Here is a 14,074-nt window from a genome sequence, read left to right as displayed (position 1 = left end):
GTCCCCCGCCCGTCCCGATCCGCCGAGGAGGCCCTCGCATGGTGATGTTCCTGGTCAAGCGCGTCGCCGCCACGATCGGCGTGCTGCTCGCGCTCACCATGGCGCTCTTCGGCCTCCAGGAGGTCAGCGGCGTCGACCCCGCCAAGGCGTACGTGGGCGCGAACGCGTCCGCCGACGCGGTGGCCGCCGCCCGCGAGCGCCTCGGCCTCGACGAGCCCCTCGTGCAGCGCTACCTGACCTACCTGGACGGCCTGCTGCACGGCGACCTGCAGAACTCGCTGCGCAGCCGCACCCCCGTCGCCGACAACCTGGCGCAGGTGCTGCCGGCCAGCCTCGAGCTCGCGGCGTGGGTGCTCGGCATCGCGCTCGTCCTCGGCGTCGCGTTCGCGGCCCTCACGACGCTGCGGTGGCGCGGCGCCGGGGTGGTCCGGGTCGTGCTGCTGAGCGGCGCCGCCGCCCCGACGTTCCTGCTCGGCATGGTCGCCCTGCTCGTCTTCTACGGGAATCTCGGCTGGCTGCCGTCCGGCGGTCGCACCGGGCTGCGGGACGCCCCCGCCGGGCCGACCGGGTTCCTGGTGCTCGACGGGCTGCTCGCCGGCCGGTTCGACGTCGCCGGCGACGCCGTCACGCACCTCGCGCTGCCCGCGCTGTGCGCCGCCATCTCCCCCGCCGTCGCGATCGGCCGGGTGCTGGTCGACGGGCTCAAGGCCAACATGGCCGCCGACCACGCCCGCACCGCCCGCGCCGCCGGCATGGGCGAGCGGCAGATCCTCGTGCGGCACGCCGTCCGGAACTCGCTCGGCCCCACGCTGTCGATGGTCGGCATCCAGGCGGGCATGCTCCTGGCCGGCCTGGTGGTCGTCGAGAAGATCTTCGACTGGCCCGGCGTCGGCTCCTACCTCGACAAGTCCGTCGCGGCCTCCGACTTCCCCGCCATCGCGGGCGTCGCCCTGCTGCTCGGCGTCGTCTACGTCCTGCTCAACACCGTCGTCGACGTGCTCCAGGCCGCCGCCGACCGCCGCATCGCCCTCGCCTGAGCGCGGTCGCACCACCCCCCGGAAGGAACCACCTCATGAACGTCACCGGCAACGCCGTGCTCATCGTCGTCGACATCCAGGGCGGCGACGTCGAGCGCGCCGAGTCCCGCACCGAGATCCCCTACATGCCGGGCCGCACCGAGCGGGCGCCGCGGGTCCGGAAGATGATCGCCACCTGCCGCGAGCAGGGCATCCCGGTCGTGTGGATCCAGGAGGTGCACAAGCCCTCGCTGATCGACATCGGCCGCGAGCTGGACGGCGCCGAGGGCCCGCACTGCGTCGAGGGCTGGCCGGAGACGGAGCTCGCGCAGGGCCTGGACCCGCGGCCGGACGAGTTCCTGATCCGCAAGCGCCGCTACTCCGCGTTCTTCGGCACCGAGCTGGAGATCGTGCTCAAGGCGTACCAGGCCGACACCGTGATCCTCATCGGCGGCCTGACCGACGTGTGCATCCACTACACCGCGGTCGACGCGCACCAGCACGACTACCGGGTGCGGGTCGTCACCGACGCGGTCGGCGGCTCGACGCAGGAGGCGCACGACGCCGCCCTGCGCGCCATCGGCTACCTGCAGCGCGACGCGCTGGTCACCGCCGAGGACGTCCAGCAGTGGCTCGCCACCGCGGAGCCGAACCCCGAGGTGCAGCGCGCGCTCGCCACCACCGCCCAGGCCGTCTGAGGAGGACCGATGACCAGCATCTCCACCGCCTCGCCACTGGGGGCCCGCGACCACGCGCGCGCCCAGGGCGGCACGGTCGTCGACACGATGCCGACCGTCCCGGCGGCCACCGCCGCCGACTGGCCCGCCGAGGTCGCGCCCGAGGACCGGCTGCACGCCGAGACCGTCGCCGGCGGGAACTACACCACCGTCGTGCTCGCCCGGGGCTCCGTCCTGGAGCTGACCGACCTGGCGGGCGACGCGTGCGCCCACCTGGTGCTCACCAACGCGGCCCAGGTCGACGAGCGGCTGAACGTCGCCGACACCGTCAAGATCCAGTGGCAGGCGTACCTCGGTGAGGGCTCGATGCTGCTGTCCGACCGGGGCCGGGTGCTCGCGACCGTCGTCGAGGACACCTCGGGGCGGCACGACACGTTCGCCGGCACGTCGTCGAAGGCCGCGAACGAGGCCCGGTACGGCGACGGCTCCCCGCAGGGCGGGACCCCCGCCGGCCGCGAGCTGCTGCTGCTCGCCGCCCTGAAGAACGGGCTGGGCGCGCGCGACGTGCCGCCGAGCCTGTCGTTCTTCCAGGGGGTGCGCATCGCCGACGACGGCACGACGGAGTTCACCGGGTCGGCCGGCGCGGACGCCCGGGTCCGGCTGCGCCTCGAGCTGCCGTGCGTCGTGCTGCTCGCGAACGTGCCGCACCCGGTCGACCCGCGCGAGGAGTACGTGTCGACGCCGCTGCGGGTCCGCGCCTGGCGCGGGGCGTCCGCGGGGCTCGACGCCCCGGAGGCCACGGCCGGCCCGGAGGCCGAGCGCGCCTTCGCCAACACCATCGACTACGCCCGCGCGAGGGGACTGTGACCATGACCGCCGCACCGACCTCCCCCGCCCCGTCGACGGACGCGCTGCCCGCGCGCCTCGCCGGCGCCACCGTCGTGCTCGACCAGGTCGTCCCCCGCCGGTCGCCGTGGTCGGCCGTCGTCCGCGCCGGCCAGGAGCTCACCATCGTCGACCTGGAGGGCAACCAGGCCGTCGACTGCCTGCTCTACGACGCGCACGACACGGCCGTCCGGTACTCCGCGTCCGACACGATCGCCGCGCAGCGCAACGTCTACCTGGTGCAGGGCTCCGTGCTGCGGGCCGGCACCGGCGACGCGCTGATGACCCTCGTGCACGACGAGGTCGGCCGGCACGACACCATCGGCGGCGCCTGCTCCAAGGAGTCGAACTCCCTGCGGTACGGCCACCACACCGTGCACCAGCACGCCTGCGTGGAGAACTTCCTCGCCGAGGGCGCCCGCTGGGGGCTCGGCAAGCGCGACCTGGTGTCGAACATCAACTGGTACATGAACGTGCCGGTCGAGGCGGACGGCGCGCTGGGGATCGTCGACGGCATCTCCTCCCCCGGCCTGTCGCTGACGCTGCGCGCCGAGCGGGACGTCCTGGTGCTGGTGTCGAACTGCCCGCAGATCAACAACCCGTGCAACGGGTTCGACCCGACCCCGGTGCGGATGATCGTGACGGAGGGGGCGGCGTGAGCGTGGGCGCCGGGGTCGACGGGCTCGCCGCGGTCGACCGCGCCTACGCCCGCATCGCCGAGGTCGACCGGCCCGAGGTGTGGATCCACCTGCGCCCCCGGGCCGACGTCGAGGCCGACGTGCGCGCGCAGGCCGACCGGGCGTCGGCGGGCGCGGACCTGCCGCTGCTCGGCCGCCTGGTCGCGGTCAAGGACAACATCGACGTCGCGGGGCTGCCGACCACCGCCGGCTGCCCGGGCGTCGCGTGGACCGCGGCCGCCGACGCCACCGCCGTCGCCCGGCTGCGCGCCGCCGGCGCGGTGGTGCTGGGCAAGACGAACCTCGACCAGTTCGCCACCGGCCTCGTCGGCACCCGCAGCCCGTACGGCGCCGTGCGGTCCGCCGACCACCCCGACCGGATCTCCGGCGGGTCGTCGTCCGGGTCGGCCGTCGCCGTCGCGCTCGGGATCGTCGACCTCGCGCTCGGCACGGACACCGCCGGGTCGAACCGGGTGCCCGCCGCGCTCCAGGGCGTCGTCGGGGTCAAGCCGACGCCCGGGCTCGTGCCCACCACCGGGGTGCTGCCGGCGTGCCGGTCGCTCGACTGCGTGGGGGTGTTCGCACGGTCGCTGCCGCTGGCCGCCCTCGCCGTCGGGCTGATGGCGGGGCCGGACGGCGTGGACGCCCTGGCGGCGCGACCCGCGCCGGCCGACGTCGCGGCGCCCGCGCCGGACGCCCCGGTGCTCGCCGTGCCCCGGGCGGAGGACCTCGACGCGCTCGCCCCGCTGTGGCGGTCGGCGTTCGACGCGACCGTCGCGTCGCTGCGGTCCGCCGGGTGGACGCTGCGCGAGGTCGACCTGACCCCGTTTCTCGACGCCGCGCGCCTGCTGTACGACGGGGCGTTCGTCGCCGAGCGGTACGCCGCCGTCGGCGCGCTGGTCGACGCGGAGCCCGAGGGCCTGGACCCGGTGGTGGCCGGCATCATCCGCGCCGCGGGCGAGCTGCCCGCGCACCGGTACGCCGCCGACCTCGTCACGCTCGCGGAGCTGCGCGTCGTCGCGGAGGCGGCCCTGGGTGACGCCGACGCGCTGCTGCTGCCGACGACCACGCACCACCCGACGCTGGCCGAGGTGGCAGCGGAGCCGGTGGCGGTCAACTCCCGGCTCGGGACGTACACCAACTTCTGCAACCTGTTCGGGTACGCGGCCGTCGCCGTGCCGGTCGACGCCGGGGTGCCCGGCGAGCGGGTCGGCGTCTCGGTGCTGACCCGCGGGTTCGCCGACGGCGCCGCGCTCGACCTCGCGGGGCGGCTGCTGGCCGTCGCCGGGCCCGGGGCGTGGGAGGTGCTGGACGGGGCGCCGTCGGGGCCGGGGGCCGACGGCGCGTCCGCCGCCTCGGCGCTGGCGTCCGGGACGGTCTCCGCGGGGTCGCCGGTCGCATCGGCGTCGGCCGCCACGGCGCGGGCCGGCGCGGGCCGGGTCGCGGACCCGGTGCCGGCGTGACGCTCGACGCCGCCACCCCGCCCGTCATCCCGCCCGCGCCGGGTCCCCCGCGCGCACCCCGGCTGTGGCCGATGGCGACCGGGACGTTCGCGATCGGGTTCGGCTCCTACGTGATGGCCGGGCTGGTGCCGAGCGTGTCCGCGGAGCTCGGCGTGTCGGTCAGCCAGGTCGGCACGCTGGTCAGCGTCTACGGCTTCACGTACGCGGTGTCCACGCCGCTGCTCACGCTCGTCGTCGGGCGGGTTCCGCGCCGGCTGCTGATGGCCGTGGCGCTGGGCCTGTTCGCGCTGGCCACCGGCGCCACGGCGTTCGCCACCACCTACGACCAGGTCGCCGTCCTGCGCGGGCTGTCGGCGGTCGCGGCCGGCGGGTTCACGCCGACGGCCACGGTGCTGGCGGCACGCCTGGCCCCGCCCGGGCGGCGCGGGCGGGCGGTGGCGACGGTGTTCGGCGGCTTGACGACGGCGACCGTCCTCGGGGCGCCCGCGGGCAACCTGCTCGGCCCGGCGCTCGGCTACCGCGGCGTGTACGCCCTGGTGGGCGCCCTGGCGCTGATCGCGCTGGCGAGCGTCCTCGCGCTGGTCCGCGTCCCGCACGCCCCCGCCCCCGTGTCCGCCGAGATCGGTGTCTCGCGCCGAGATCGGTCCGTGGAAGCACCGATCTCGGCCGGACCCACCGATCTCGGTGCTCGGGGTGCCGCGCCGGCGCCCGCGGCCGAGGCCCCGCGGGCCGGCTCGGGGGACGCGCTGCCCGGGCTGGTCGCGGTCGTGCTCCTGGTGTCGATGCTGGAGACCGCGTCGGCGCTCATGGTGCAGACGTACTCGTCCCCCCTGCTGACCGACCTCGGGGGGCTGACCGGCGCGCTGCTCAGCGCGGTGCTGCTGGCGTACGGGGTCGCGGGAGTCGCGGGCAACGTCGTGGGCGGCCGGCTCGCGGACCGGTTCGGCGCCGCGCGCAGCATCCTGCTCGCGCTGGCGACGTCCGTGGTGGCGCTGCTGCTGCTGACCCCGGCCACGGCGACGGCCTGGACCGCGCTGGCGGTGTTCGCGCTCTGGGGGTTCGCCGCGTGGGCGATGAACTCCCCGCTGCAGAACGTGCTGCTCACGCTGGCGGGCCGGCACGGCCAGCTGGTCGTGGCCCTCAACTCGTCGATCATCTCGCTCGGCACCGGCCTCGGCGCCCTCGTGGGCGGCTGGGTCGTGGCCGGCCCGGGCTACGCGGTGCTCGGTTCGGCAGCGGCGGCGGTCATGCTCGTGGCGGTCGTCCTGGTGGGCGTGCTGTCCCGCCGTACGGCGGTCGCGGCAGTCTGAACCCCGGGTCAGCGCGCGGCGACCGTGTGCGGCGCGTGTCTCACGATCGATCGACGCCCGGAGCCGAGGCGTCGGCGCGAGGTGACCCGCGCCGCTGCGGACGGACGGTCTGCGCGGCCTCCGCGAGGAGACGCTGCTCGCACGGCCGACACGCGCACGCACCCTGGCCGTAGGACGGGGTGAAGTGCACGCATCCGTGCGTCACACCCCTGTCCGAGTGAAACACCGGCCACAGTTGCTCGAACGCGTCGTCCGGCCGGTCCGCCGAGTACTGACGGAACAAGGAGTAGCTGACCAGGTCGGCGACCTGGAGGAGCCGGGTCGCACGCGAGTCGGCGAAAAGCGGGACATCGGCCAGGTTGCGGAGCTGCCCGACGTTGCCGGCCGCGGTCCGCCACTCGGAGGTCCAGGTCTGGATGTCACGCTCCACCACCACTCGGCGATCGTGGATCACGAGGCCCCGGTTCGGCTTCTGCTTCTCGACTCGTGCCTTCATGAGCATGAGGTCGAACTTGTTGAGCAGGACCTCATAGGCGAAACGTTCGCGGGTGACCTGCGAGTCCGCCGCACGGAACCGCGCGTCCACCGCGACGCCGAACAGGGCGAGCGGCAGATCCGGGTCTGCCGGGGAGAACTCGGCGATGAGGCGATAGGCGTCCGCCAGCAGACTCAGTCGATCGAGCCGAGGCACCGCCGCCCATACGCTCGCCCGATGATCGGCGCGTGCCGGCTTCTTGGCGTTCCGCATCTCACCCGCGTGGAGCTCGTACTCGTCGAGGTTCGGCGGAACCCGCCCGAGGTGCTCGATGACCAGATCATCGAGCTGACGCTGCAGCCTCTGTGCGTCGTCCTCGTGGATGGCGGCTCCGCCCAGGACGAACACGGGGCTTCCGCCGTGCGTCCCTGACTCGTCGACGAACAGCAGGTACACCGGCAGCCCCATGGTCCGGAACGAGGTAAGGCCCAGCCGTGGCTGGGCCTTACTCTGACGCCGAGTCCGCGATGCGGGCACCGCGTTGGCAGTCCCGCCCTGCAGATCGGAACCGCGTCGGCAGTCCTCTCGGCGATCACCAGCGTGCCGAACGTGCGGAGCAGGTGTCAAGAAGGCCTGTCTCCCGTCCGCGCCGTCAGCCCCTGTGGTCAGCTCGTGGCGAGCGCGTGCCGCAGGTCCGGCTCCAGGTAGATCACCCGCGCGATCGGCACGGCCGCCCGCACGCGCTGCTCCGCCGCGTCGATCGCCACGGCGACGTCCTCGGCCGTGGACGCCGCGGGCACCTCGATCTTCGCCGCGACCAGCAGCTCCTCCGGCCCGAGGTGCAGCGTGCGCAGGTGGATGACCGAGGGCACGCCGGGGCCGACCAGCGCGCCGCGGATGGCGTCGACGTCCTTCCGCGTGGCTGACTCCCCCAGCAGCAGGCTCTTGGTCTCGACGGCCAGCACGATCGCGATCAGCACGAGCAGCACGCCGATCGCGGCCGACCCGACGGCGTCCCAGCGGCCGTCGTGCGTCACCAGCGTCATGGACACGCCGAACAGCGCGAGCACGAGGCCGACGAGCGCGCCGAAGTCCTCGAGCAGCACCACGGGCAGCTCGGGCGCCTTGGCCGTGCGGATGTAGGACACCCAGCCCTGCTTGCCGCGGGTGTGGTTCGCCTCGACGATCGCCGTGCGGAACGAGAAGCCCTCCATGATGATCGCGGCGAGCAGGACCACGATCGGCACCCACTGCCAGGACTCGATCGGGTGCGGGTCGGAGAACTTGTGCCACGCCTCGTACAGCGCGAACAGGCCGCCGAGGCTGAACAGCACGATCGACACGATGAACGCGTACATGTACCGCTCGCGCCCGTAGCCGAACGGGTGCTCCTCGTCCGCGGCCCGCCGCGCCCGCCTGCCACCGAGCAGCAGGAGCACCTGGTTGCCCGAGTCCGCGACGGAGTGCACCGACTCCGCGAGCATCGAGCTCGACTGCGTGAGCAGGAAGGCGATGAACTTCGTCACCGCGATGCCCAGGTTCGCGGACAGCGCGGCGATGATCGCCTTGTTCCCGCCTCCGTGTGCCATGCCGGTCCCTCCGCTGGTCAGCGCGCGGGCGACCGGGGTCGCCCGAGGCCGCCGCGCGGTGGCCCGAGCGGTGATGCTAGACCGGGCGGGCCTCGTCGGCGAGGAGGACGGGGATGCCGTCGCGCACCGGGTACGCGAGCGGGCGGTCCGGGTCCGTCGAGCGAAGCTCGGGCTGCCCGCCCGGGCCGACGCCGTCCACGAGGGTCGCGCCGGTCACGGGGCAGCGCAGCAGGTCCCGCACCCAGGGGGCGAGGCCGGTGGTCCCGACGGGCTGCTCGGTCACGCCGCGCCGTCCTGGCGGACCAGCGCGAGCACGTCGTCGCGGACCTTCTCCATGATGTCCTCGTCCGCCGCCTCGACGTTCAGGCGCAGCAGCGGCTCGGTGTTCGACGCGCGCAGGTTGAACCACCACTGCGGCTGCGAGTCCCAGTGCGAGACCGTCAGGCCGTCGAGCTCGTCGACCGTGACCGGGCCGGCGCCCTGCTGCTCGACGTAGGCCTCGATCACGCGCGCGCGGGCGGCGGCCACGTCGGCGACGCGGGAGTTGATCTCCCCCGAGGCGACGTACGGCTGGTACTGCTCGGCGAGCGCCGACAGCGGGTGCGGCTGGCCGCCGAGCGCGGCGAGCACGTGCAGCGCGGCGAGCATGCCGGTGTCCGCGAAGAAGAAGTCGCGGAAGTAGTAGTGCGCCGAGTGCTCGCCGCCGAACACCGCGTCGGACTCGGCCATCTGCGCCTTGATGAACGAGTGGCCCACCCGGGTCCGGACGGCCTTGGCGCCGGCCGCGGTGACCAGGTCGGGCACCACCATCGAGGTGATGAGGTTGTGGATGACCGTCGGGGTGCGGCCTTCGGCCTTCTCCCGCTCGATCTCACGCAGGCCGACCAGCGCCGTGATGGCCGACGGGCTGACCGGGTCGCCGTTCTCGTCGACGACGAAGCAGCGGTCGGCGTCGCCGTCGAACGCCAGGCCGATGTCGGCGCCGTGCTCCACGACCGACTTCTGCAGGTCGCGCAGGTTCTCCGGCTCCAGCGGGTTCGCCTCGTGGTTCGGGAACGTGCCGTCGAGCTCGAAGTACAGCGGCACGACCTCGAGCGGCAGCTCCGGGAGGCCGGCACCGGTGCCGAGCACGGCGGGCGCGGTGAAGCCGCCCATGCCGTTGCCCGCGTCCACGACCACCTTGAGCCGGCGGATGCCGGACAGGTCGACCAGACCGCGCAGGAAGGAGGCGTAGTCGCCCAGCAGGTCCTGCTCCGTCACCTCGCCCGCGGCCACGCCCTCGCCCGCGGCAGGCACGCCGTCGCGCAGGTACTCCGACGCGAGGTCGCGCACCCGGGACAGGCCGGAGTCCTGGCCGACGGGACGGGCGCCCGCGCGGCAGAGCTTGATGCCGTTGTACTCCGCGGGGTTGTGGCTCGCGGTGAACATGGCGCCGGGGATGCCGAGCTTGCCGGACGCGAAGTACAGCCCGTCCGTCGAGCACAGCCCGATCGTGATGACGTCGACGCCCCGCGCCGCCAGACCCTCCGCGAACGCGCCGACCAGCTCCGGCCCGGACGGGCGCATGTCGTTGCCGATGACGACGCGCGGGCGCGCGCCGTCCGCGGCCTCGGGGAGCACGACGACGTCGGCGAAGGCCGCGCCGATCGCGCGGGCGACGTCGGCGTTCAGCTGGTCCGGGACCGTGCCCCGGACGTCGTACGCCTTGATCAGGCCGGTCAGGTCGGGCAGCGCGGAAGTCTCAGGCACGGCGTCACGGTATCCCATCGGGCTCCCCCCTGAGGCGCGGTCGCGGCGCAGCAGGCGGGCCTCCCAGGGCGCCAGCGGGCCGGTGGGTGCCGGCGAGCCGGCGGGCGCTGCCGGCGTGGACCCGCCGTCCCGCTCGTCGCGGCGCACGCGGGCGGTGGTGAGCAGCAGGGTCGACCCCGACCAGGGGCCCTCGTCCAGGCCGGCGGGCCAGGCCGCCGGCGATGACGACACGTTGGCGACCAGCAGCACCTCGGCGCCGCCCGCCCGCCGCAGCAGCGCGTACACCTGGCGGTCGTCGGGCAGCAGCACGGTGCTGTCGCCCACCGCGAGCGCCCGCTCCGTCCGCCGCAGCCGCACGAGGTCGCGGTGCAGGGCGAGCACCGACGCCGGGTCGTCGCGCTGCGCGGCGACGTTGCGGTGGGCGGCGTCCGGGTGCGCCGCCATCCACGGGGTGCCCGTGGTGAAGCCGCCGTGCGCGGTCGCGTCCCAGGACACGGGCGCCCTGGCGTTGTCCCGCCCCAGCGCGCGCAGCCCGTCGAGCACCGCGCTCTCGTCCTGCCCGGCGGCCACCGCGGCCGCGAGCACGGCGCGGCCCTCGACGTCCACGAGGTCCTGCGGTCCGCCGACCGGTCGGTTCGTCATGCCGATCTCGTCCCCCTGGTAGAGGAAGGGCGTGCCACGGTGGGCGTGCAGGAGCACCGCCCAGAGCGCGGCCGACCGGGCGACCCACGGCGCCGGCGCGCCGTAGCGCGACGCGACCCGCGCCTGGTCGTGGCTGCCGAGGAACAGCGCGGGCCACCCTCCCGCCGACCCCTGCCAGCGGCGCGCCCAGGTCTTGAGGTCGCGCAGGTCCAGGGGGCGCCCGCGCCACCGCTCGGCCTCGCGGTCGAGCTCGGCGTGCTCGAACTGCAGGACGAGGTCGAGCCCGCCGTCGCGGGTCAGCCGCGTCGCCTGCACCGGGTCGACGCCCGGGGTCTCGCCGATCAGCAGGGCGTCGCCCGCTGCGGCGCGCAGCTCCTGGAGGTGGGACGCGAGCCGAGGTCCGTCGGCGCACAGCGACGCCCCGTCGGCGTAGCTCCCACCCGGCGGCACCGGCCCGTCCCGCAGCACGGCGGGCTTGTCCACCAGGTTGATCACGTCGAGCCGGAAGCCGTCGACACCGCGTGCTCGCCAGAACCGGACGACGTCCCCGAGCGCCGCCCGCACGTCCGGCCGCGACCAGTCGAGGTCGGGCTGCCAGGGCGAGAACAGCCCGAGCCGGTAGGCACCGCGGCCGGGGTCCCAGGTCCACGCCGAGCCTCCGAACGCCGCGCCCCAGTTCGTCGGCTCCGCGCCGGGCTCGCCGCCCGTGCGCCCCGGCCGCGGCGCGCGCCACACGTAGCGCTCGGGGTGGTCCCGGAGCCACGGGTGCGCGTCGGACGTGTGGTTCAGGACCAGGTCGAGCAGGACCCGGATCCCCCGCGCGTGCGCGGCGGCGACCAGGGCGTCCAGGTCGGCGAGCGTGCCGAACACCGGGTCGACGTCGCAGTACGCGGAGACGTCGTAGCCCTGGTCCCGCTGCGGCGAGGGGTAGACCGGGCACAGCCACAGCGCCCCGACGCCCCGACGCCCAGCCACTCCAGGTGGTCGAGCCGGGCGGTCAGCCCGCGCAGGTCGCCCACGCCGTCCCCGTCGCCGTCCGCGAACGAGCGCGGGTAGACCTGGTACACGACGGCCTCCCGCCACCAGGTCACCGGTCCACCCCCGGCACCGCGACGAGCGCGGCCCGGCCGCGGCCGGAGAGCAGGACCGCGCCGTCCGCGTCCGGGACGAGCACCGCCTCCCCGGCGGCGAGTCCGCAGCGGCCCCGCGCGGTCGCGACGGCGACCGCCCCCGACAGCGCCAGGACCGTCCGCGGCCCGCCGGCGGCGTGCACCACGGCGGGCTCGTCCGCGTCCACGTCGAGCACCGCGAGCGCGAACTCGTCCGCGCCGGCGGCGTACTCCCGCCGCAGCAGCCCCGGCGCCACCGGGGCCGGCGGCGGCCGCAGCACGGCCGGCGGCCCCGGGCGGGCGTCGACCACCGCCAGCAGCTCGGCCGGGTCGACGAGCTTGTCCGTCAGGCCGGCGCGCAGCACGTTGTCCGACGCGGCCATCACCTCGAGCGCCGTGCCCGCGACGTAGCAGTGCAGCACGCCGGGGCCGACCGCGAGGCCGTCGCCGGGCGCGAGCGCGACCGGGTGCAGGAGGTAGGACGCGACGACGCCCGGGTCGCCGGGGAACTGCGTGGCGAGCCCGAGCGCGAGGCGGTGCGGGTCGGTCGCGGGGTCGCCGAGGGCGGAGTAGCCGGCGGCGGGGTCGCCGGCGCCGAGGTCGCAGGGGGCGGGGTCGGCCGGGCTCGGCCGGCCGGGTGCCGCCGCACCGTGCGGAGGGCCGCCGTGCGCCGCCCCCGCGGCCGCCGCGGTCACCGCCCGCACCGTTGCGGCCGGGAGCGCGAGCACGTGCGCGAGCGCGGCCCGCACCCGGTCCTCCGCCGGCCCGGGCGCGCGCAGGGCGTCGAGCACGTCCCGCAGCCCGGCCCCGACCCGCGGCCCGAGCGCCTGGAGCAGACCCGCCGCGTCGTGGGGCTCGCGCAGGCCCGCGAGCGCCACGGTCGGGGCGAGCGCGACGAGCAGCTCGGGCTTGTGCCACGGGTCCGGGTACCGGCGAGCGCCGGCCGGCAGCCCCGCGGCCTCCTCCTCCCGGTACCGGCGTGCGGCCCGTGCCGCGTCGGGATGGACCTGGAGCGAGAGCGGGCGCGCCGCCGCGAGCAGCTTGGTCAGGTAGGGCAGGCGGTCGCCGAACCGCAGGCGGGCGGCGTCGCCCAGCACCGCCCCCGGCCGGTCGGCGACCTCGGCGTCCAGGGCGCGGCCCGCGCCCGGGACCGTCGACGGCGCGGCGGGGTGGGCACCCACCCACAGCTCCGCCTGCGGGCGGCCGTCGGGCACCGTGCCCAGCAGGTCGGGCAGGGCGTGGGTCGACCCCCACGCGTAGCGGCGGACCGGGTTGGCCAGGCGCAGCACGTCACGCCCTCCGGTCGAGCCGGGCGACACCGATCCGGGCGTCCGCCATGCCGTAGAACACGAAGGTCCGGCCCTCGACCTGCTCGACGGCCGTCGGGAACACGACGTCCGCGACCGTGCCGTGCCGCTCGTCGGCGGTCTCGGGTTCCAGGAGCGGCTCGGCCGACCGGGCGAGCACCCGCGACGGGTCGGTGGGGTCGAGCAGCATGGCACCCGCGCAGTACCGGACGGCGTTCTCCGTCGACCACGGGTCGGTGATCTCGCCCGTCACGCCGTGGTGCAGCAGCAGCCAGCCCTCGGGCACCCGGAACGGCGCGGGGCCGGCGCCGATCTTGAGCTCCTCCCAGGGCCGCTCCGGCCGCGCCACCTCGCGCGCCCCGTGCTGCACCGCCAGCGCCGTGACGTCGGCGCGCACCGCGGCGGCCGGGGCGTACGAGATCCAGATGGACGGCCGCGGGTCGGTGACGCCGCCGGGCGGCCACATGCGCTCCCCCGCCCGGACCAGCCCGAGGTCCCAGGTGGGACGGTGCAGCAGCGCGTAGCAGGGCTCGCCGCCGGGACCAGGGACGACCTCGGGGAGCAGCACGGCGTCCTTCGTCGGGTACAGGTTGAGGTCGACGTCGAGGCCCGGGTCGTGCCGGAACAGCAGCGGGCCGAGCCGCCGCCAGCCCCGCAGGTCGTCGGACACCGCGAGCGCCGTGCGCGGGCCGAGCGGGCCGTAGGCGACGTACGTCATGACGTGCAGGCCGAGCTCGGGCAGCCACGTGGTGCGCGGGTCCTCCGTGCCGGCGTTCCGGGCGCCGCGCTCCCACCGCGTCGCGGGCTCGAGCACCACGCCCTGCCGCTCGACACCCACGGGCTCGCCGTCGGCGACCAGGACGCGGGCGAGGCCGATCCGGGAGACGTTCCCCGCGGCGACGAGCCGGGGCAGCAGGTACAGCTCGCCGTCGGGACCGCGCCCGGAGGCGGGGTTCAGCACGCCCTCGGCCTCGTGCGGGTCGTCGGGGTCGGGGGCCATGAGCGTGCGCAGCCGGGTCAGCGCGTACGGGACGGGGTCGGTCACGGTTCTCCTCGGTGACGGGAAGCGTCGGCGGGGTGCGGCTGAGGAGAGTCGGCCCGGCGCAGGGCCCGGAGGCGGGTCGGGTCGGGTCGGGCGGACGAGCGGACGGGTCGAGCGGAAGGTCGGACGGGCG

General features: G+C 75.7%; 12 protein-coding genes and 1 pseudogene. 6 read left to right on the top strand and 7 right to left on the bottom strand.

The annotated features are described in order from the left end of the window. Positions 1-38 precede the first annotated feature (38 nt). The 6 genes from MHY85_RS16815 to MHY85_RS16790 are packed head-to-tail and all read left to right on the top strand — an operon-like array spanning position 39 to position 6,028. Positions 39-1,037: an ABC transporter permease gene (locus MHY85_RS16815; protein ID WP_158372334.1), complete on the top strand. Its 999-nt coding sequence runs from the start codon at positions 39-41 to the stop codon at positions 1,035-1,037. Between the two features lie 35 nt (positions 1,038-1,072). Next, complete coding sequence (locus tag MHY85_RS16810; protein ID WP_239198386.1) at positions 1,073-1,714, top strand: cysteine hydrolase family protein; 642 nt, start codon at positions 1,073-1,075, stop codon at positions 1,712-1,714. Positions 1,715-1,723: 9 nt separating this feature from the next. Beyond that, positions 1,724-2,560 carry an urea amidolyase associated protein UAAP1 gene (locus MHY85_RS16805; RefSeq protein WP_239198383.1) on the top strand — a complete coding sequence of 279 codons (837 nt, stop codon included), beginning with the start codon at positions 1,724-1,726 and terminating at the stop codon, positions 2,558-2,560. 2 nt (positions 2,561-2,562) lie between these two features. Further along, on the top strand, positions 2,563-3,237 hold the full coding sequence (locus tag MHY85_RS16800) for an urea amidolyase associated protein UAAP2 (RefSeq protein ID WP_239198381.1): 675 nt from the start codon (positions 2,563-2,565) through the stop codon (positions 3,235-3,237). Continuing rightward, positions 3,234-4,718: an allophanate hydrolase gene (locus MHY85_RS16795; protein WP_239198378.1), complete on the top strand. Its 1,485-nt coding sequence runs from the start codon at positions 3,234-3,236 to the stop codon at positions 4,716-4,718. The genes MHY85_RS16800 and MHY85_RS16795 overlap by 4 nt, the downstream gene beginning before the upstream one ends. After that, on the top strand, positions 4,715-6,028 hold the full coding sequence (locus MHY85_RS16790) for an MFS transporter (RefSeq protein WP_239198375.1): 1,314 nt from the start codon (positions 4,715-4,717) through the stop codon (positions 6,026-6,028). The genes MHY85_RS16795 and MHY85_RS16790 overlap by 4 nt, the downstream gene beginning before the upstream one ends. 40 nt (positions 6,029-6,068) lie before the next feature. Here MHY85_RS16790 and MHY85_RS16785 read toward each other — a convergent pair whose 3' ends face one another. From MHY85_RS16785 to MHY85_RS16755, 7 genes and pseudogenes are all read right to left on the bottom strand, one after another. Then, the gene (locus MHY85_RS16785) at positions 6,069-6,959 is read right to left on the bottom strand and encodes a DUF3800 domain-containing protein (protein ID WP_239198372.1); all 891 of its coding nucleotides are present in this window, start codon (positions 6,957-6,959) and stop codon (positions 6,069-6,071) included. A 209-nt stretch (positions 6,960-7,168) separates the two neighbouring features. Then, the gene (locus tag MHY85_RS16780) at positions 7,169-8,092 is read right to left on the bottom strand and encodes a cation diffusion facilitator family transporter (protein ID WP_239198369.1); all 924 of its coding nucleotides are present in this window, start codon (positions 8,090-8,092) and stop codon (positions 7,169-7,171) included. A 76-nt stretch (positions 8,093-8,168) separates the two neighbouring features. After that, positions 8,169-8,375 (bottom strand): Trm112 family protein, encoded by a 207-nt coding sequence (locus MHY85_RS16775; RefSeq protein WP_239198366.1) that lies wholly within the window; start codon positions 8,373-8,375, stop codon positions 8,169-8,171. Then, on the bottom strand, positions 8,372-9,859 hold the full coding sequence (locus MHY85_RS16770) for a phosphomannomutase/phosphoglucomutase (RefSeq protein WP_239198392.1): 1,488 nt from the start codon (positions 9,857-9,859) through the stop codon (positions 8,372-8,374). The genes MHY85_RS16775 and MHY85_RS16770 overlap by 4 nt, the downstream gene beginning before the upstream one ends. Before the next feature lie 99 nt (positions 9,860-9,958). After that, positions 9,959-11,458: pseudogene (locus MHY85_RS16765) on the bottom strand (alpha-amylase family glycosyl hydrolase); the annotation flags it as partial. A gap of 112 nt (positions 11,459-11,570) precedes the next feature. Continuing rightward, the gene (locus tag MHY85_RS16760; protein WP_239198363.1) at positions 11,571-12,881 is read right to left on the bottom strand and encodes a type I phosphomannose isomerase catalytic subunit; all 1,311 of its coding nucleotides are present in this window, start codon (positions 12,879-12,881) and stop codon (positions 11,571-11,573) included. A gap of 1 nt (position 12,882) precedes the next feature. After that, complete coding sequence (locus MHY85_RS16755; RefSeq protein WP_308191415.1) at positions 12,883-13,944, bottom strand: glycosidase; 1,062 nt, start codon at positions 13,942-13,944, stop codon at positions 12,883-12,885. Positions 13,945-14,074 lie beyond the last annotated feature (130 nt).

The sequence above is a fragment of the Cellulomonas sp. ACRRI genome, from assembly GCF_022346185.1.
Lineage (GTDB): Bacteria > Actinomycetota > Actinomycetes > Actinomycetales > Cellulomonadaceae > Cellulomonas.
This window is presented reverse-complemented; position numbering and strand designations above follow the sequence as displayed.

Excerpts from the sequence above, each read along its gene's own strand:
- MHY85_RS16815 (WP_158372334.1), top strand. The coding sequence starts at position 39 with ATGGTGATGTTCCTGGTCAAGCGCGTCGCCGCCACGATCGGCGTGCTG.
- MHY85_RS16810 (WP_239198386.1), top strand. The coding sequence starts at position 1,073 with ATGAACGTCACCGGCAACGCCGTGCTCATCGTCGTCGACATCCAGGGC.
- MHY85_RS16805 (WP_239198383.1), top strand. The coding sequence starts at position 1,724 with ATGACCAGCATCTCCACCGCCTCGCCACTGGGGGCCCGCGACCACGCG.
- MHY85_RS16800 (WP_239198381.1), top strand. The coding sequence starts at position 2,563 with ATGACCGCCGCACCGACCTCCCCCGCCCCGTCGACGGACGCGCTGCCC.
- MHY85_RS16780 (WP_239198369.1), bottom strand. The coding sequence starts at position 8,092 with ATGGCACACGGAGGCGGGAACAAGGCGATCATCGCCGCGCTGTCCGCG.
- MHY85_RS16770 (WP_239198392.1), bottom strand. The coding sequence starts at position 9,859 with ATGGGATACCGTGACGCCGTGCCTGAGACTTCCGCGCTGCCCGACCTG.